At 38.8% G+C, this 18096-nt stretch carries 25 protein-coding genes and 1 pseudogene; 11 read left to right on the top strand and 15 right to left on the bottom strand.

Features of this window, described 5'->3' with window-relative positions:
- Window positions 1–11: 11 nt before the first annotated feature.
- Entirely contained in the window at window positions 12–233 is a 222-nt protein-coding gene (locus KNO65_RS14660; RefSeq protein ID WP_214785083.1) for a DUF3006 domain-containing protein, read from the bottom strand.
- Window positions 230–1072 (bottom strand): ComEC/Rec2 family competence protein, encoded by an 843-nt coding sequence (locus KNO65_RS14655; RefSeq protein WP_214785081.1) that lies wholly within the window; start codon window positions 1070–1072, stop codon window positions 230–232. Before KNO65_RS14655 ends, KNO65_RS14660 begins: the two co-directional genes overlap by 4 nt.
- Window positions 1073–1215: 143 nt before the next feature.
- Between KNO65_RS14655 and KNO65_RS14650 the strand changes: the two genes are divergently transcribed.
- Complete coding sequence (locus tag KNO65_RS14650; protein ID WP_214785079.1) at window positions 1216–1497, top strand: hypothetical protein; 282 nt, start codon at window positions 1216–1218, stop codon at window positions 1495–1497.
- A 407-nt stretch (window positions 1498–1904) separates the two neighbouring features.
- Here the strand turns inward: KNO65_RS14650 and KNO65_RS14645 are convergent, their stop codons facing one another.
- The 4 genes from KNO65_RS14645 to KNO65_RS14630 all read right to left on the bottom strand — a co-directional run bounded on the left by KNO65_RS14645 (window position 1905) and on the right by KNO65_RS14630 (window position 3286).
- Window positions 1905–2342 (bottom strand): hypothetical protein, encoded by a 438-nt coding sequence (locus KNO65_RS14645; protein WP_214785077.1) that lies wholly within the window; start codon window positions 2340–2342, stop codon window positions 1905–1907.
- Entirely contained in the window at window positions 2326–2538 is a 213-nt protein-coding gene (locus tag KNO65_RS14640) for a helix-turn-helix transcriptional regulator (RefSeq protein WP_214785075.1), read from the bottom strand. The genes KNO65_RS14645 and KNO65_RS14640 overlap by 17 nt, the downstream gene beginning before the upstream one ends.
- A 305-nt stretch (window positions 2539–2843) precedes the next feature.
- The gene (locus KNO65_RS14635) at window positions 2844–3059 is read right to left on the bottom strand and encodes a Blp family class II bacteriocin (RefSeq protein ID WP_214785073.1); all 216 of its coding nucleotides are present in this window, start codon (window positions 3057–3059) and stop codon (window positions 2844–2846) included.
- Window positions 3059–3286 (bottom strand): Blp family class II bacteriocin, encoded by a 228-nt coding sequence (locus KNO65_RS14630; RefSeq protein WP_031424752.1) that lies wholly within the window; start codon window positions 3284–3286, stop codon window positions 3059–3061. The genes KNO65_RS14635 and KNO65_RS14630 overlap by 1 nt, the downstream gene beginning before the upstream one ends.
- 205 nt (window positions 3287–3491) lie before the next feature.
- Here KNO65_RS14630 and KNO65_RS14625 point away from each other — a divergent pair, with 205 nt between their 5' ends.
- Both KNO65_RS14625 and KNO65_RS14620 read left to right on the top strand, forming a co-directional pair.
- Window positions 3492–5702, top strand: a complete 2211-nt coding sequence (locus KNO65_RS14625; protein ID WP_214785071.1) for a peptidase domain-containing ABC transporter — start codon at window positions 3492–3494, stop codon at window positions 5700–5702.
- The gene (locus KNO65_RS14620) at window positions 5699–6970 is read left to right on the top strand and encodes an HlyD family secretion protein (protein ID WP_214785069.1); all 1272 of its coding nucleotides are present in this window, start codon (window positions 5699–5701) and stop codon (window positions 6968–6970) included. Before KNO65_RS14625 ends, KNO65_RS14620 begins: the two co-directional genes overlap by 4 nt.
- Before the next feature lie 358 nt (window positions 6971–7328).
- Here KNO65_RS14620 and KNO65_RS14615 read toward each other — a convergent pair whose 3' ends face one another.
- From KNO65_RS14615 to KNO65_RS14605, 4 genes are all read right to left on the bottom strand, one after another.
- Complete coding sequence (locus KNO65_RS14615) at window positions 7329–7475, bottom strand: hypothetical protein (RefSeq protein ID WP_214692596.1); 147 nt, start codon at window positions 7473–7475, stop codon at window positions 7329–7331.
- Window positions 7476–7566: 91 nt separating this feature from the next.
- Window positions 7567–7701 (bottom strand): hypothetical protein, encoded by a 135-nt coding sequence (locus KNO65_RS15810; protein WP_285800707.1) that lies wholly within the window; start codon window positions 7699–7701, stop codon window positions 7567–7569.
- A 137-nt stretch (window positions 7702–7838) separates the two neighbouring features.
- On the bottom strand, window positions 7839–8036 hold the full coding sequence (locus KNO65_RS14610) for a hypothetical protein (protein ID WP_214785067.1): 198 nt from the start codon (window positions 8034–8036) through the stop codon (window positions 7839–7841).
- Between the two features lie 485 nt (window positions 8037–8521).
- On the bottom strand, window positions 8522–8977 hold the full coding sequence (locus KNO65_RS14605) for a JAB domain-containing protein (RefSeq protein WP_214785065.1): 456 nt from the start codon (window positions 8975–8977) through the stop codon (window positions 8522–8524).
- A 387-nt stretch (window positions 8978–9364) separates the two neighbouring features.
- On the opposite strand from KNO65_RS14605, the gene KNO65_RS14600 reads away from it, so the two are divergent.
- Both KNO65_RS14600 and KNO65_RS14595 read left to right on the top strand, forming a co-directional pair.
- Window positions 9365–9583 carry a YolD-like family protein gene (locus KNO65_RS14600; RefSeq protein ID WP_214785063.1) on the top strand — a complete coding sequence of 73 codons (219 nt, stop codon included), beginning with the start codon at window positions 9365–9367 and terminating at the stop codon, window positions 9581–9583.
- Window positions 9584–10152: 569 nt separating this feature from the next.
- Window positions 10153–10893 carry a M23 family metallopeptidase gene (locus KNO65_RS14595; RefSeq protein ID WP_353047436.1) on the top strand — a complete coding sequence of 247 codons (741 nt, stop codon included), beginning with the start codon at window positions 10153–10155 and terminating at the stop codon, window positions 10891–10893.
- Between the two features lie 618 nt (window positions 10894–11511).
- Here the strand turns inward: KNO65_RS14595 and KNO65_RS14590 are convergent.
- Together KNO65_RS14590 and KNO65_RS14585 are read right to left on the bottom strand one after the other, a co-directional pair.
- Window positions 11512–11814: a hypothetical protein gene (locus KNO65_RS14590; protein ID WP_214785061.1), complete on the bottom strand. Its 303-nt coding sequence runs from the start codon at window positions 11812–11814 to the stop codon at window positions 11512–11514.
- A gap of 109 nt (window positions 11815–11923) precedes the next feature.
- Window positions 11924–12121, bottom strand: coding sequence for a hypothetical protein (locus KNO65_RS14585; RefSeq protein ID WP_214785059.1), 198 nt, complete (start codon window positions 12119–12121; stop codon window positions 11924–11926).
- A 443-nt stretch (window positions 12122–12564) separates the two neighbouring features.
- On the opposite strand from KNO65_RS14585, the gene KNO65_RS14580 reads away from it, so the two are divergent.
- Window positions 12565–12747 (top strand): helix-turn-helix transcriptional regulator, encoded by a 183-nt coding sequence (locus KNO65_RS14580; RefSeq protein ID WP_374193987.1) that lies wholly within the window; start codon window positions 12565–12567, stop codon window positions 12745–12747.
- A complete protein-coding gene (locus tag KNO65_RS14575) occupies window positions 12748–13029 on the top strand; it encodes a hypothetical protein (RefSeq protein WP_214785057.1) in 282 nt (93 codons plus the stop codon).
- A 71-nt stretch (window positions 13030–13100) separates the two neighbouring features.
- Here the strand turns inward: KNO65_RS14575 and KNO65_RS14570 are convergent.
- Window positions 13101–13772: pseudogene (locus tag KNO65_RS14570) on the bottom strand (lanthionine synthetase LanC family protein).
- A gap of 4 nt (window positions 13773–13776) precedes the next feature.
- Between KNO65_RS14570 and KNO65_RS14560 the strand changes: the two are divergent.
- From KNO65_RS14560 to KNO65_RS14550, 3 genes are all read left to right on the top strand, one after another.
- Window positions 13777–14979, top strand: coding sequence for a S8 family peptidase (locus tag KNO65_RS14560; protein WP_214785053.1), 1203 nt, complete (start codon window positions 13777–13779; stop codon window positions 14977–14979).
- 47 nt (window positions 14980–15026) lie between these two features.
- Window positions 15027–16073: a M50 family metallopeptidase gene (locus KNO65_RS14555; RefSeq protein WP_214691656.1), complete on the top strand. Its 1047-nt coding sequence runs from the start codon at window positions 15027–15029 to the stop codon at window positions 16071–16073.
- A gap of 744 nt (window positions 16074–16817) precedes the next feature.
- On the top strand, window positions 16818–17057 hold the full coding sequence (locus KNO65_RS14550; protein WP_214785051.1) for a hypothetical protein: 240 nt from the start codon (window positions 16818–16820) through the stop codon (window positions 17055–17057).
- A gap of 42 nt (window positions 17058–17099) precedes the next feature.
- Here KNO65_RS14550 and KNO65_RS14545 read toward each other — a convergent pair whose 3' ends face one another.
- Together KNO65_RS14545 and KNO65_RS15805 are read right to left on the bottom strand one after the other, a co-directional pair.
- Window positions 17100–17249 carry a hypothetical protein gene (locus KNO65_RS14545; RefSeq protein ID WP_214785049.1) on the bottom strand — a complete coding sequence of 50 codons (150 nt, stop codon included), beginning with the start codon at window positions 17247–17249 and terminating at the stop codon, window positions 17100–17102.
- Between the two features lie 244 nt (window positions 17250–17493).
- Window positions 17494–17628: a JAB domain-containing protein gene (locus KNO65_RS15805; RefSeq protein WP_214785047.1), complete on the bottom strand. Its 135-nt coding sequence runs from the start codon at window positions 17626–17628 to the stop codon at window positions 17494–17496.
- A gap of 117 nt (window positions 17629–17745) precedes the next feature.
- Between KNO65_RS15805 and KNO65_RS15860 the strand changes: the two genes are divergently transcribed.
- Window positions 17746–17922, top strand: coding sequence for a YolD-like family protein (locus tag KNO65_RS15860; RefSeq protein ID WP_353047437.1), 177 nt, complete (start codon window positions 17746–17748; stop codon window positions 17920–17922).
- Window positions 17923–18096 lie beyond the last annotated feature (174 nt).

Raw genomic sequence — 18096 nt, 5'->3', positions numbered from 1 at the left:
TAAATAGTGTATTATTCCCAAAGTTCATCCATCAACTCATCGATTTCTTTCGATAATCGTTGCTTTTCCTCTACGTCTACTTCAACTCGTCCATCTTTGTAAAACCACAACACGTCCCCAGGTTGAACCACGTCAGGGAGCCGTGACTTTGGGATATCCTCCATCACTTCTCCGAATTCGACGACAGCCAGATCTCCTTCAAACCGGTCGATGATCCCTCTGCGTCGCTTCATTTTGATTTCTTCACGGCGTAACTCGAGCCGTTTCCTGTGATAATGATCGTGCCATTTTTGTCTGTACGAAGCGTATTCACTTTTTGACGCTTCAAATTCGTCACTACTTCGGACGTCGGGTGCCCGTAGCTGTTCTTCCCGACACTGATGATGGCATGCTTCGGTTTGACAGTATTGAGGAACGTGCTGCTTGTCGACGTCTTGGCACCGTGATGCCCCACCTTCAAGACATCTGCCCGAAGCGTCTGCTTCTTGGCCATCATGTCCTTCTCAGAAACGTGTTCCGCGTCTCCTGTGAACAAGAACGTGTTCTTCTTGTACGTGACATGAAGGACTGTACTCCAGTTGTTCAAGTCACTGTTCGAGTATGATTTGACCGGACCCACAAACTTCGCACTGACGCCTTTGATCGGTAGCTTCACGCCGGCCTGTGCCGTTTTGATGGTCTTCCCTTCCCGTTTGACGGCTTGAAGGAAGTCTTTGTAGGCCTGGGTCGTGTGTTTTACTTTTGGTGCGTAGACGTTCTCGACACGGTAGGCATCCAAGATTTCGTCCAATCCACCGATATGATCTGCATCCGGATGCGTCGAGATCAATACCTCAATGTCATCCACTTTTTGCTTTTTGAGGTAGGCGACGATGGCATCGCCCTTTCCTTTGTTCCCCCCGTCGATGATGACGTCTTCACCGCTCGGCATCTTGATATAGATAGCGTCTCCTTGCCCGACATCAATGTAATGGACTTTGATGCTCGCAGCAGCTGATGCTTCCCCGTATGGCGACACCAATAGCGCTCCACTAAATAGAACGGCACTCCCAATCTTGATCAATTTATTCATCTTCTATCACTCCACTTTAAAATTATTGTAAAATTATCCAACACACCTTTATTATAATCCGCTATTTGTTAAATTGCTTCTAATTCTTGAGGTTGACCTCATACATAAATAGTCAGGGTGTGATGATAGGAGTAGTGAGAGAAATGGATTTACGAAAACCTATCGCAATAAACAAGAAGTATAAACCAGTCCTGATTTTTAAAGACGAGGTGGAATTAAAAGAGTGTGTCTCCATTCAGGAAGCCGCACACTATCTGAAGGGATACACGTTATGCACCGCCATGCCGTATCGTCATATTATGAATGGCATCATCCTTGACGAGACCTGGGTACATGAGGGAGTCAGCTATCGGTTCACCACCGACCCGGAAGTGAAGAAACAGAAACTTGATGCTATGCGAGATCAGCACCGAGATCGTTTTTGATAAAGTTTGTCTAAAAATATCCTATTTAGCACATTCATTATTGAAAAAGGGATGTACACTGACGACTCAGTGATACATCCCTTCTTAATTTGCTTATCTTTGAGACCATGCAACAACTTTATATAAACTTGAAACACTACAAAGTCTGTTGAAAGTTGTTGGCTAAAAGCGCCTTATCATTTAGTTTTTTTTTGAAATCGAGTTTATCAGCCCTATTCCAAGCATTAATAAAATCCCAATAAAGAGTGTGATTAGAAAAATAAAAAGAGTATTTTTTATATTACCATGGTCCAAGAAATGAAATACAGCGTATACAAGTATTATAGAGAAAGTGACATAGACGACATTCCTCGGAATATTATTCAGTAATGACATTGTATTCCTCCTTCAATAGATTTCAGCATCTCTCATGCTCTTTGCTTGTTATTGTAGTTGTTCCATTTATAGGTGGTTACACCATAAAGAAGAGCCATCACGAGATAAACTGAAACATTAAATAAAGTAACCGTTTCCCCAAATAAATACATGAGTAAAGTGAAAACACTGAAAAAAACAGTCGTTGATAAGAATATTTGTTTGGTTGAAGCATTCTTGCTATGTAGATGTATTTTATTTTTTCGAACTTTATACATAATATAATAACTTATTAGTAACACTATAAATAGCGAAGGGATGCCTAGGTTAGTTAATCGATGATTTATAATTAAATCATAAATCACAACCAACAAAGAAATACAATATGTTAGTACCGCTGCAGATGAGTATATCTCATAAACTTTTTCCTCTTCTCGTTCATCTCGTTGTACATTAGATCCAAAAATAATTTTTTTAATTAAATTCGTCATGATCAATTCCCTCCCAAAATAAGTCATTCAATGTTTTGTCTAAAGCTTTACATATAGCTATACATAATTTTATTGACGGATTATATTCATTTTTTTCAATGAGACCAATTGTTTGTCTACTCACATTTGTTAGTTTAGCCAGCTCCCCTTGCGTTAAGTTCTTTGTTAGCCTTGCCTCTTTGACTTTTGTAAGCAATAAAAATGCCTCCTTTGACGTTTATATTTTGCTTTTGCAATATATATATAACATCAAAAAGCTTTTTTTGTCAAATTCACATTTTTTAAAACTAATTATTTCTATTTTTATGTATTCAATAACACGAAAGCGAACTGTAATTTAAAGACTTTAATAAATCAAAAAGCTTATGCTACTTAAACTGTTTCTTCATAAAAATACAAAAGACTGTAAACAAAATTGCTGTCTACAGTCCCCCACTAAGGTCTATCTATTCATTTATGTAATTAATATAAATAAATTTCAACCTTAGAGTGTTATTGTAATCACCATTTCACGCCATCAAGATAACAATAAGCTACTCCAGTAACTCCTCCGGCTAAAGCACCCCATGGGCCGCCTAAGGCGCCAATGATTGCTCCACCCGCTCCCTCAGCAGCAGCTTTTCTAATTGTACATTTGCCACCAGCTGAAATTTCAAACATTTCCTCTTCAGTTAACGACTCTAAATTTAAATCGTATTCAAGATTTAAATTTTTCATCATTTGCCTCCAAGGCAAGTTACTGCTCCGCCAATAGCTCCGATGTGAGCACCGAAAAATCCTCCGGCTACAGAACCGAGACCTAAAGCAGGAAGACCGCCAATTGCTCCTGCAGTAGCGCCACCGATTACTCCTTTTACAATTTTCGATCCGCAACCTCCTGCCGATACTTCCATAAGCTCTTCTTCAGTAAGTGCCTCTACTTGCATTGATACTTCTAGATTCATTTAAATTTCCCCCTAAATATAAAATGAGTCTTATTTTATCTGATATATTAAAAAAATAAAATAATCTCCTAAATAAAGTAACATCAGATTAACGATTTGTAAATATATTAATTATGATAGCCTTAATTATCCTTTTTTCCTTTCTTTTATAGTTCTTTTAACATAATATAATGATTGATTAAGCACTTACGGAGGAAAATATAGATTGAATAAAAAAGTGAAACTAATTAAACAACAAGATATAAAGGATTGTGGACCAGCCTGTCTAGCTATGGTATCAAGACACTATGACTTGAAGATGTCGATATCAATGATTAGAGAGATTGCTGGAACCGATTTAGAAGGAACAAATGTAAAGGGAATGATTGAAGCTGGAGAACGCCTCGGGTTTGACACAAAAGGAGTCAAAGCCAAAAATTTAGAGTCGCTAAATCAAATACCTCTTCCTACCATTGTTCATTTAATAACAAAAGAAGGAATGTTCCATTATGCAGTTCTATATAAGATTAAGAATGGCGTTGTCTACCTCGCTGATCCTGAAGCAGGGTACTGTAGTTACTCTCTAGATGATTTCAGTAAGACATGGACCGGTGTGCTAATTTTGTTAGTACCAAATTCAAAGTTTGAAAAGCAACTAAACTCTGATAGCACAATGTCTCGCTTTCTAATGATACTCAAAGAGCAAAAGAACTTGTTGATTCCCTTATTCTTGGGTTCTCTACTCATCAACTTGTTTGGAGTGTTAGGCGCCTTTTATTTTAAAATATTAATCGATGATATATTAGTTAACCAATTAGTTCAGACGTTGCACATTATATCAATCGGAGTGATACTACTATACTTAATGCAAATATTACTCTCTTATTTTAGAACTCATATGATTTTATATTTAAGCAGACGAATCGACATAAAATTAATACTTGGATATTATCGTCACGTAGTAAATTTACCTCTGAATTTTTTTGAGACTCGAAAAGTTGGGGAGATAATTTCCAGATTCACTGACGCGGGGAAAATCCGGGATGCCTTATCAACTATAACTATCACATTGATGATCGACACAATAATGGTAGTGGCAGGTAGTGTTTTATTATACCTAAACAGTACAGTGTTATTCGGGGTCACTCTTTTACTAGTGCCCCTATACGTAGGAGTGATTTTAGGATTTCATCGTTCCTATCAAAGAGTTAATAGAGATGAAATGGAGAGTAGTGCTAGATTGACTTCATATCTTGTGGAATCCTTAAATGGAATTTCTACAGTAAAATCTTACAATGCTGAAAAAGAAGCAATTTTTCAGACAGAAAAAAGATTTATTAGCTTGTTAAAACATGTTTTTAAACGCGGCATGCTATCAAATATACAGAACTCAATTAAAACCGCCCTAGAATTAGTCGGAGGAACGATCATTCTTTGGATTGGCGCTACTCAAGTTTTGAAGGGAAACATGACAATCGGGGAATTAATAACTTTCAATGCATTATTAGCCTATTTCCTTTCCCCTATTGAAAATCTAATTAGTATTCAGCCCACCTTGCAGTCCGCGCTTATCGCAGGTGAACGTCTAAATGAAATATTTGATTTAGAATTAGAAAAAGAAAAAAATGAAGAGAATAAGATCTTCCCAAAACAATTAAGCGGGAAAATAACTGCCGAAAATGTCAGTTTTAAATATGGTACAAGAAAAAATGTATTAAATAATGTAAGCTTCTCGGTTAACCCGGGGACACAGGTAGCATTTGTAGGAGAGAGTGGTTCAGGAAAAACTACGATTTCAAAATTACTCATGAATTATTATGAACCACAAGAAGGAAGCATCTTCTACGGTGATTATCATATAAAGGAAATCAATCGATCGGCCCTCCGAGAAAAGATCGCGTATGTTTCTCAAGAATCATTTTTCTTCAGCGGTTCTATTTTAGAAAACTTGAAATTCGGTTTAAATAGACCAGTAACGTTCGAAGAAATTATTAAAGCGTCAAAAAAAGCGAATGCCCATGAGTTTATTAGTGACTTACCTATGCGTTATGAATCAATTTTAGACGAAAATGCATCTAACTTATCAGGTGGTCAAAGACAACGCCTATCTTTAGTTCGAGCATTGTTGAAAAAACCAGATGTATTGGTGCTTGATGAAGCAACTAGTAATTTAGATAGTACGACAGAGAGTAAAATAACGAACATGTTAAAAGAGTTAAGATCTGATGGTATTACCGTAATCATGATTGCGCATCGTTTAAGTACAATAAAGTACGCCGATCAAATCATTGTAATGAATAAAGGAACCATAATTGAACAAGGTTCTCACGCTGAACTACTAGCGAAAGAGAATGAATATTATCGTTTATGGAGAAATCAAACGCTTGATACAAATCAATTAGAACTGACTCTGAGCGCATCAGGAGAAAATAAATGAGTAAAATTTATTCCATTGAAGAACTAACTGATAGTGTAGAATTATTAGAAAAAAAACCTCCTAGATTTATCACGTTTTTCTTACTGTTTTTACTGTTAATCTTATTGATATTTTTATTGTGGGCTTTTACGGGAAATTTTGACGTGGCTAGTAAAGGAACAGCCTTTGTCCAAGGTCAATCTGGAGTAGGAATAGTCAAGAGTCAAGTGGCTGGTACAATACAAGAATTTAAGGTTAAACCAGGGGATAAGGTTGAAAAAGGCGACGTACTACTTCAAATCTATAATTCAGACTTGAAGACCCAGATATCCCAAACAAATGAGACAATTAAAAAATTAGAAATTCAAGTCGATGACTTAACTCTATTAAGGGACAACGTCGAAACTCTTAACGATAATTTTCCTGCCAATGTAAATCAAAAAATACAAGATGAGTATCAATCTTTTATATCAGGATATGAGTCTATTAAAAAAGAGAAAGAATATGAAATAACTAACGTTGAAAACAGCAAACAGTCTAGTACAGAGGATGAAGTGCTTCAAAATCTGATTACAGAAAAAAGTAATCTCCAGCAAGAATTGACTTATCTAAAAAACAAACTTACAGCTGGGACAGACACGGATCAAATAAATCTCATCCAACTTAAAGTAAATGACTTGACGCAAAGAATTCAAAAAAGAAAACAAACCGTAAAATTGAATCAAGATAAGACTGATAGAAGTTTGAATAATTTAAAAGAAATTAAAGCACAATCTCTAGAAAAGTATCAGCTAGATACGATAAATTCTATCAATCAGAGAATAGAGTCCTTGGAACAAGAAATTTTTAATAAAAATCAAGATGCAAAGGCGCTCTCAGTCCAAAATAAAGCAACTTTAATCAAATCAGAAAAAGAAGGGATTGTTCAATATATATCACCCTTTGAAGTTGGAGATTTTGTGGAACCACAACAAGAATTACTCTCTGTTATTCCTACTACAAAGGATAAGAAGGTAAAAATCTTACTTCCTGCAAAAGAAATGACGAATCTTAAAACCGGGTATAAAGTGAATTACTCTTTTAACCTCGAAAAATCAGATAAACAATCTGGCAAGTTGATATATATTCCAGAAAATCCTGTGTTTGATGAGCAAACTAATGAATATATATATGAATTAGAAGGAACAATCAATACAACAGAACCTCTATATGTCGGCTCAACAGGAAAAGTATCTATTGTGAATAGAAAAGAGCCGATTTGGAAATACCTTCTTGAAAAATTGAATTAATCTATTAAGAAACAATATAAATCAAACCTAATATTAAATGTAGAAAAGGGCATCCTCTTATATTTAGAAGGGAATGCCCTCAATTTAGTTAAGTAATTATTTTGAACCACCAAGACGTACTAAATGAATTACAATTAAAAACACCATTCGGCCGAATGGTGTTCCTTGCGCGGCGTTAGACGCGCCCACGTTTTTGGTTTTGGCGTTGCTCTTTCGCTCCGTGCCTCCCGTTAGAAAGGGCCAGGAACATAGAGATGCGTCGGTGAGCCAGCAGCTCTTGTTATCGGGCCGTCAGGGGGGCAGCGGTGCGATGAGCGACTTCGCCACAAGGCGTTAGACGCTCACGCATGAGCCCGAATCACCATTCCTTCTCCCATGCCCCGTCTTCAGACACGCCCCAATCCTCAAAGCGATACTTGATGAGCCAATGGACATGCATCACTTCATATTCGAATACACCTTTGGAGAGCTCTGAGACCACAAAACTGACGTCTCCATTCCCCACCACCCATGTCCCATATAGATATACGATCTTAATCGGACGCTCTTCAGAATCCAGATAGATCACTATACGAAAGTAGGGCGAGTTCCGTCCTTCATCGAACCGGACGACCTTCTTTCTTGTCGACGACACGCATCCACTCGGGACGTTCCATCAGTTCCGAGAACACGGTTCGGACGAACGAATCCAATCCATTGAACGCATAGTCATCAAGTATCCGCTCGTCCATCACGCCTCATCCCTTTCAGTTTTTTATAGACCGATTCCCGATACTTATGTGATTTACGCCTCGTCCAAAGACTAACTAGATAAGAATGTATACATGTATACTTGTAGATATGTATACATGTATACGTTTCAGAACGATCAGTTATGTACTTGAAGCGTGTTCGCATTGAAGAAAACCGTCATCTGTTTTAATCGTTCTCCTTCTTTCACCTCACAAAGGATATCCATGCTCACCAACTCGAATGCCTCAGGGTCGATGTCCATCCGTTCAGGAAGTCTTCTAAGCAATACCTCTTTCATCTCTTCAATCGTTTGTTGGTCCAATGTGTGATTCACTTGAATCATCCTCTCCTGTTGATAGCTCAACAATACCTTGAATCTGCCCACTCGACATCTTGGCTTGTTTCATATAAGCCCTGGGCTTGTTTGAAACAAGCCCAGAGCTTACGTAGGAAAAACGACCATTTTCACCAAACAAGCACTCATTTTTTCATCAACCCACTCAGCGCAAATACACATTCATGAAAAGACGGAACAACGTGATTTCTTTATGTCTTTGACTTCTCACCAAAACCATTTGTTTTCGCCACGCGAAAACATTCCTTTTCCCGGATCCGAATTCTGGATCCAGGCGAGAGCAACGCGAGTCGCCCGTCTCGTCAAAGAAAAACGCACGTTTTTCGTCCTCTTCCCGGATCCGAATTCTGGATCCAGGCGAGAGCAACGCGAGTCGCCCGTCTCGTCAAAGAAAAACGCACGTTTTTCGTCCTCGCCCTTACCGGACGGACCGGGACCGGTCCCCCGGTCCCACTCCATTTTATTCAACCCATGTAACCTCGCTGTTTCATGCTGACATATGACTCGTCCGCACCGAGGATGAGATGGTCGAGCACCGGGATGCCGATGAGGTCGCCCGCCTCATGTAAGCGTTCGGAGACGAGGATGTCCTCTCGACTCGGGCTAGGGTCCCCGCTCGGGTGTTGGTGACAGGCGATGATACAAGAGGCATTATTGAGAATCGCACATTTGAAGATTTCTCGTGGGTGGATGACACTCGAATTGACGCTTCCGACATGCGCCCGATGGACGCCGATGACCCGATTCTTCGTGTTGAGCATGATGACGAGGAACACCTCCCGGTCATCATCCCCGATAAAGGATGCCCCGATTTGTCGGGCATTGTCGGGTGATTGGATGACGGCGTGCTTGAGGGCGACCATTTCCTCGCGAACCTCTTGTTTGATACGGATGACCTCGATGATTGACGATAGTTCCATGATGGTTTGTCCCCTTTCGGATAAGCTGTCCTCAGAACGAACACCGTTGTGCGTCCTGTTGACGGGAACGCAGCGAGCGTCGGGAGACGGTGCAAGGGCGACCGCAGGGAGAGCCTCAAAAAAATGCGTAGAGCAAACGGAGGACCAGGCTTCCGTAGCCAACGAGCGAAAAGCCTTGCTTTGAGCCTAAAGCGAAGGAAGACAGGCCGGAGGGCGCGTCATTTTTTTGACGTCCCTTGCATCGACGACCAGCGAGCTAGAGTACGGAAACAGGACGCACGGATCACCAATCAGGAAAAAGACTGTTCAACGGAAATGGCTGTTCAAACAGAGCAAACGGAGTATGAAATAAGAACAAACGTTCGTTTTTTAGGAGGGTGATTTATTATGACGATGTACCACGATCGGGGTGAGCTGAAATGGATCCCATTCCTCATGCCCGAACATAGGGCCCTACTGACGAAATACTATAAGGAGATTCAAAAGATCGACATGCCCGATGTCGATGAACAGGTCCTATCGGTTTATGAAAATGTGTTGAATGACGCGATCTTTAGCGGAGAGATAGTGGAAGTGAAGTATGTGGAAGAGCGGGAGATGGACTAACGCCCTGGCGGTTGTTCGAAGTCTGCGTCACGAAACGAAGTATCGCTTCTCGACTTTTCGAAAAAATAAAAGGAAAAAGCGGATGTGCTCTTCCCTTTATCCATCCCATCTCTATTAGTACAATAAAAACGAGATATTAAACCAGCTTTAAACTTTTACATTTAGATGGGAAAAGTAAAAAAAGGTCAGTAATACTTTTAACACACAATTTACGTATGGATGATCAAATGAAGTTAAAAAACAGTATTGATAATTTTATGATAAAAACAATTACTAATGAATATACATTTTCCAAAAAGTGATAATTAGGAGGGATTCTTATCTTAAATAAAAGCAGAATAATAAAACCTGAAAATTTTGGAGAGATTTTTCTTTTTGAAAATCCTCATATAATTTATAGAGCAACCATAAAAGATTTTCAAAGTCTCATCTCTCAAGATGACTTCATTGACCTGGTCTATAACTTTAAAAAAGATGTAGGAAAGCTCAATCTATTACATTCAAATCTTGTTCTTTCAGACTACCGGCAATATATTTGGATAGATGATGAAAGAAAAAAAATTATTAATGTGGTTTTCGATGAAAATAATGTAATACAGCGTTTGTTATTAAAGCCTTTTATTCAATTTCCAGAAACTGATGAGAGACATACTAAAAATACTTATACTATGCCTATAAAAGACAAATGGTTTGTGTTTTGGGGAGGGACAAATGAATTTTTAAATTATCATTATTTGTATGAAAATCAAAGATATGCTTATGATTTAGTATGTGTTCACAATGGTTTGACATTTAAAAATACCCCCCAAAAAAATGAAAATTTCTTTGCATTTAACAAAGAGGTCGTTGCCCCCTTTCAAGGAAGGATAGTCAAAGTAATAAATGATGTAATAGACAATGTCCCAGGGGATGTCAATGAGAATGAACCTCTCGGAAATTACTTAGTTATTGAACACGAAAATAATGAATATAGTCTGATTGCACATTTTAAACGACTGTCTATAGATGTAAAAGAGGGAGACACAGTTGAAACAGGTCAAAAACTTGGGTTATGCGGAAATTCAGGAAATTCTACAGAACCTCACATTCATTTTCAAGTCATGGATGCAAAAAATATTTTATTTTCCACATCAATAAATATTAAATTTGAGAATGATAGTCCAATTCAAGGAGATTATGTTTATCCAATCGGTTACTCTGCTGAACATGAAAATAAAAAAATTGATGGTGCTGACAAGGCTGATATTGCTTCTTCATTAACGGATATGTTTTCATCTATTTACAAAGTAATTGGATCTTTATTTAAATAATGAATTATAAAATAAGTGAAACACTTGAAGGAGAATATAAAAAATCCCATAATGATAGCCTCGTGTAGAGTGAAGTTCCCACACAAAAATTTGGACGTATGACTCGCTATGAGCTAAGGAGGACCCCAAAGTATAGGTCGAAACAGACATAAGAACATTACATCAATAAAAATCAATATGTGTTGCCAAGACAAAGCTTAATGCCGGAATAATCTATTGTTAAATCTATGCGCAATGATCGACGTCCCCATTAATGCTCCGCCAACAAGGGAAGCGGCTCCACGTATGCTATATCTAGCATTCTCTCACCTCTGTTTCAAATTCTTTTGAATAGCGTATGTATTCCACAGCGACTTTGACTTTTGATTTCTTCAAGACGAAATAGTCCTAAAAGACTAATTTACTTAGGAGTTTATATCACTTCTCTTCATTGCCCCACTCTGTAATCGTCGCTTTTAAAAAACACTATTCGCTCGAATGTTTCCCTCGCGTGTCGCTACACACGCCGTCAGTCTTGCTTTTGATGTTGTCTTTACGCTCCGTGCCTCCCGTCAGAGAGGCAGCGGTGCGATGAGCGACTTCGCCCTAAGGCGCTAGACGCTAACGCATGAGCCCGGATCAACATACCTTCTTCCAGGCTCCGTCTTCAGAGACTCCCCAATCCTCGAAGCGATACTTGATGAACCAATGGACATGCATCACTTCATATTCGAATACATCCTTCGATAGTTCTGAGACGACGAAACTGACGTCTCCATTCGCCACCACCCATGTCCCGTATAGATATACGCTCTTGATTGGACGCTGTTCCAAATCCAGATAGATGACCACCCGGAAGTAGGGAGAGTTCCGTCCTTCATCGAACCGGACGAACGGATTCAATCCATCGAACACATAGTCATCAAGTAGCCGCTCGTCCATCACACCTCATCCCTTTCAGTTTCTAAAGACCGATTCCCGATACTTATGTGATTCAGGCTCGTTCAAAGACTCACGGAGGAAAAAATGGAATGTATACATTTCGAGATAATCAATTATGTACTTGAAGCGTGTTCCTATTGAAGAAGACCGTCATCTGTTTCAATCGTTCCCCTTCTCTCACTTCACAAAGTATATCCATGCTTACCAACGCGAATGCCTCAGAATCGATGTCCATCCGTTCAGGAAGTCTTCTAAGCAATACCTCTTTCATCTCTTCAATCGTTTGCTGGTCCAATGTGTGATTCATTTGAATCATCCTCTCCTGTTGATGGCTCAAAGATACCTTGAATCTGACCACCCGACATCTCGGCTTACGTAGGAAAAACGATCATTTTTACCCAACAAGCACTCATTTTTCCATCAATCCAAACATCGCAAATACACATTCATGAAAAGACAGAGCAGCGCGATTTCTTTATGCTTTTGACTTCTCACCTAAACCATTTATTTTTGCCACGCGAAAATATTTCTTTCCCGGATTCGAATTCTGGATCCAGGTGAGAGCAACGCGATTCTCCAATCTCTCACAGAAACACGTACATGTTATCCTTTTATCATGAATTTAAGGATTAAGTAATATATTTGCGACTTTTTGATAAAAATACATTACTAAATGTTTTATATATGTTACTATATAAGTAAGTTATATTATGAAGGGACGTGAGCAAATTGCTAGATAATAAATTAGCAATGTATAGGGGAGAAAAAAAATGGACCCAACAGCAATTAGCTGAAATCGTTAATGTAAGTAGACAAACTATAACAAACATAGAAAAAAACAAGTACAATCCATCCCTTATACTTGCATTCAAAATATCAAATGCATTTGGCAGAAGTATACTAGAAGTTTTTTCTTATGAGGAGGATATTTAAATGAATTTTTTAATCGCGATTTTAGGTGGAATTGTTTTAATCTCTAATCTCTATATAATGAATTTTAAGGAGAGTACGGAAGGTAATGATGAACGAGGGGAATTAATCAAATTAAAAACTGTCAACCTAATGTATAATATTCTATATATATCAATCGCCTCTGTCTTGATTTTAATTGGATTATCGTTTATTTCATTAGATGCAGGTGTAAAAATTATGTTTGCTGTATTTCTACTAGATAGTGTCGCTGGTGCCGTTTACCTTTATAATATAAAAAAATAAACAGAATAAGGTCACGCATAATTTACGATAGGCGAGACCTTAATCCCTATTTTAATATATAATTTATCTTCTCATATGTTTATTGAAGAAACATCACAAGGGAACATTACTCTTAAAAATTGATATCCGATACCAGAGAGACCTAAAAACATCCCAGGTATTTGCACATGATTTGTAAGCCCTGTTAAGAATTTTTCGTTTTTCTGTTTCTTTTCAATAACTTTCATGACTATCTTTTTTGAGATTTCCAGATGTTTCTCATCCTTAAATTCTTCATACGCTAAACAATACAATTCACTTGCACCTAAATCACCATGGCATAGTGAATGTGTATGACCGAGACCATTTTTTAACGTCGTCTCAAGAGCTAATTTTATTTCTTCGTTAACTGTTGTTTCCTCTGATAAATATTGATTCAATAAAATTCGACTGATGCCGATTCCCGCAGAACCATTGCACCAATGATGAGAGTTATATTGATTATTACGAAGATCGCACCAATTTTCTTTTTCTTAATTCATTAAACTCTTGTCGTATTTAATTGCTTCTTCAGCTACATACTTAAACTCTTCTATACTTGTATGTTCATATAGTTTAAATAGCGCACATGCGATACCACTAGTACCGTGTGAAAGTCCACCTAATAGTAGTTTTTCATTGTCTGAACTTTTCCATGCAATTCCTTCACTTAACCGCACTGAATGGTTCAAAAGGTGATGTCCGTATTTAATTGCCAGATTCAATACATTGGTTCAATTAAAACCTCTAGTAAGCAAAACGAAAACTGAAAATGAATTGAATGAACTTTCGAGGCAATATGCTCAAAGCATTGTACAACAAGGCGAGTTACCCAAATTTACCAGTGAGTCTAATTTAAAGGTAAATGTTGAGGCAAAGAAAATAAAAGAGAACATGGAAAACACTTCTGCGCATACAATTGGTCCAAATGAGAATAGCATAGAACAAAATGTACCTATGTTTTTCAATTTAGATGACCCTTCACTAAGTCCTTTCAATTGGTATTTGATGCAGACCGTGGATGGTCAGTACGGAATTACTGATAGAGGATTTGGAACATCTGTAGCATTGATTGACAGTGGTGTAGATATAAATCATCCATTGTTAAAAGATCATCTGGACTTAAATCATGCAAAAAATTATGTAAACGATAATCAAAACGTAAACGATGATATGGGACATGGTACTTCAGTGGCCGCTGTAATGGCCAATATCGCTCCCCAAACCAAAATTACTCCATACAAAGTTTTGGATAAAGTAGATGGTGAATCAATTTGGGTTCTTGAAGCGATTATTGATGCGACAAATCATCAAAATGATGTAATAAATTTGAGCCTCGGCACTTACAAAAATTCTAATATACATGATGAAGCTGTACTCATAAAGGCATATGAACGCGCAATCGAATATGCAGAAGATAACGGAACAATTGTTGTCGCCTTATCCGGGAATCGAGCTGAAAACTTAGACAAGTTGAAAAAATCGAAAACAGTTCATCTTCCTGGAAGTATTAAAAATGTCATCACTGTTTCAGCAACAAACATAAACACTCAAATTTCAAGCTACTCAAATACCGGTAAGAACGTTGACTTCACTGCACCTGGAGGAGATTTAGATGAGAAGTCAGGCCTCTTTGATTTGATAGTAAGTGCATATCCATTTTCACTTGCTCAAAATGAGCTTGATGCATATGTGGGTATGCCGGAAGGATACACATTGACTTATGGTACAAGTATAGCCGCTCCACAAGTAAGTGCCACTATATTAGTGGTAAAGTCAAGAATGACTCAACAAGATAGAAAGAAAGTCTCTAACAAATCTGTTATTAAAGTTCTCAAAAAATCGGTTATCGATTTAGGTTCGCCCGGACGAGATGACTTATATGGTTACGGGCAGATAAATCTACGCCAAACTCTTGACTATCTTCAATGATGTAAATTAAATTTCCGAACTTTCACACTTAGAAGGAGGCTTTGATTTTGAAAAAATTACTCTCACCACCATATGTCACTGGTTATTTATCTCTCATATTCTTCTTAATGTACTATTTCTCCCCTTCAGATCGGCAAGATTTATTCTTTTATGCTTCCTATTTGAGTGGATTTCTACTTTCAATAACTATTCATGAATTGGGACATGTATTGTTCGGATTGAATGTTGGACATCGTTTTTTATACTTCACCACAGGACCATTGACTCTAGAAAAGTCAGCGAACAAAATCAGAATAGTTCCTAACGTTAGTTGGATTGCATTCGGTGGTACTTCAATGATGCTTCCTTCTTCATTTGAAAAAGAAAAAATGATTAAAAATGAAATATTATATGCCATTGGTGGTCCGCTTTTTTCTTTATCGACCTCGATAATTAGCTATCTCTTATATTCAATTTCAAACTATTCATTCTTCTCATTCTTTGCGCTGATGAATATGGGACTGTTTTTAATAACAATATTTCCAACAGCTGCCGGGAGTGACTCAGATGGTTATATTATCCAAAAGTTATGGAAAAGAGACAAGGAGTCCATGCTTTGGATTGACCAAATGATTCGTAGCAAAGAACTTTCGAGCCCCCTCAGACCTAAACAATGGAATAAAGAGAGTATTAGTGCTGCAAAAAATAACCCCACTGATTCACTATCAGCTGTTATGGTGTACTACTATGAAATAGACACGAATAATTTTAATAATGCGAGAGAAGTAGTATTAAATAACTTTGAACTACAAATACCTGATCGAGTAGATATAAAGCTTGCTTACTTTACTCAAATGAGTCAACTCAATCTCTTCTTTAATAAGAAAAATGAGCTCGAAAAAATAAAAAGATTACAAGAAAAACTCTCTCCGTTAGAAGTTATTACTTATGAGCGCGGTAAAGCAATGATTGCATTTTTAGAGAGTGATGTATCAAAAGCAAAACTTCACTTACAAAAATCTGACGACTTTATCTCTCATGGTATTAAGAATTTCGGTTTTTTCTATGCCGAAGCAAAGTTAAATAAATTAGTAAGAACAGAAATTGATATTTAAATTATACTATTATGCGTTAAACTGCCTAAAGAATAGACAGACAATAAACACCCTATCTATCTTGATATACTCCCCAATAGGTAGACAGAGGAAATTACAAACCTGTTTATCAGATTGAAGGCACTGAAAAACTCAAGATGACCTCGTCAGACGGGCGAAGATCGACCTCGCTTACATATATTTTCTCGATTTTTGCGCCGGAAGATGATGTCATCAACCCGTCGTCGCTCACGAAGTTCCACCGTCAGCTCATAGACGATGAAGAACTCCTCGACAAACTGATCAAACACGGTCGAAGTCGCAAAAGAAATGGGACTGCTCAAGGGACGGACTTTGATCGTCGATGCGACCCATTCACGGGACAAGTACGGGCAGAAACCGATTGGACAGGCGATCATCGAGGATACAAAGATAGTGCTACAAGGAATCCGACGCAGCGAAAGGGCGTTTCCTGGAGAAGGTGGACGAGACAGATTTTGCCGCACAGCTTTCCTATGCGCTCACCTTCGCCGAGACTGTCAAGACCGAGATGTCCGAGTTGATGGTGCGCAAACACATCCGCGACCGGGTGAACCTCGAACGCGAATTTGCGGAGGATACGCACGTCGAACTCCGAGTCTCCCGGGACACCGATGCCCGGACACAAGAGCGCCGACTCCGCTTTTTTCGGTTACAAACATCATCTCGCGATGACAGAGAAAGGAATCATCACGGCTGTTGTCGTCACAACTGGGGAAGCTCCAGATGGCCCACAGTTGGCGAGCCACGTGGAAAAGAGACACCAAACCTGGCGCAGAGTTCGACCACATCGTAGGCGACGCGACCTATTCAAGCCGAGACATTTTGATCTATGCTGCTTCGCAAGGGTACAAGCTCGTCGCGCCATTGAACCCGCAAGTCTATCCGCCAGCAGCGAACCGGGGGACGAAAGGACATCGGAAAGAACCAGGTGGAAACTTACTTTTTCGTCATCGAGCTATGTAAACAGTGCCCGCTGCGCGAAGGTGTTACAAGAGCGGAGCCATATCAAAATCCTACAGCGTGTCTATAAAGTTGTGGGAACATAGCAATCAAATCGACTGCGAGCAGACCGATGATTTCAAGGACCACCGCCGGAAACGATTCGCCATTGAAGCGAAGAACAGCCATCTGAGAAACAAGCACCCATTTTTCCATCAATCCACTCATCTTAATTAGACATTCATGAATAGAGAGAGCAACGTGATTTCTTTATGCTTTTGACTTCTCACCAAAACCATTTGTTTTCGCCACACGAAAACATTCCTTTTCCCGGATCCGAATTCCGGATCCAGGCGAGAGCAACGCGAGTCTCCGATCCCGTCAAAGAAAAACGTATGTTTTTCCTCCTTGCCCTTACCGGACGGACCGGGACCGGTCCCCCGGCCCCACTCCTTTCCATTCACCCCATGTAATCTCGCTGTTTCATGCTGACGTACAACTCGTGCGCACCGAGGATGAGGTGATCGAGCACCGGGATGCCGATGAGGTCCCCAGCCTTATGTAACCGTTCGGATAAGTTGTCCTCAGGACGCACGGATCACCAATCACGTAAAAAGCTGTTCAAACGAGACAAATCGGGTATAAAACAGGAACAAACGTTCTTTTTATTTGGAGGGTGATTTTTATGACGATGTATCGCGATTAGGGTGAGCTGAAATGGATTTCATTCCTCATACCCGAGCACAAGGCGTTATTGACGAAGTACCATAAGGAAATCCAAAAGATTGAGATGCCTAATGTCGATGAACAGGTCATATCGGTCTATGAGAATGTGCTGAATGACGCGATTTGCAGCGGAGATATGGTGGAGGTGCGGGAGAGAGAGTAGCATTATATTAAATAAATCACAGTAAACGGTTTCAAAAAATCATAATAATGCTCTAAAAAATTTTATATAAAAGTAAATATAGCTTAACACTTAAACTAAAAATTTCAATTTTAGGTGCTAAGCTATATTTAAAATCCAAAAAATCAAATTTAAAAAACAATATCCTCAAATTCC

It is taken from the genome of Exiguobacterium sp. S3 (assembly GCF_018617295.1).
Taxonomy (GTDB): Bacteria; Bacillota; Bacilli; order Exiguobacteriales; family Exiguobacteriaceae; genus Exiguobacterium; species Exiguobacterium profundum.
Note: the sequence above shows the minus strand (reverse complement) of the source record. Positions and strands in the feature narration are given on the sequence as shown.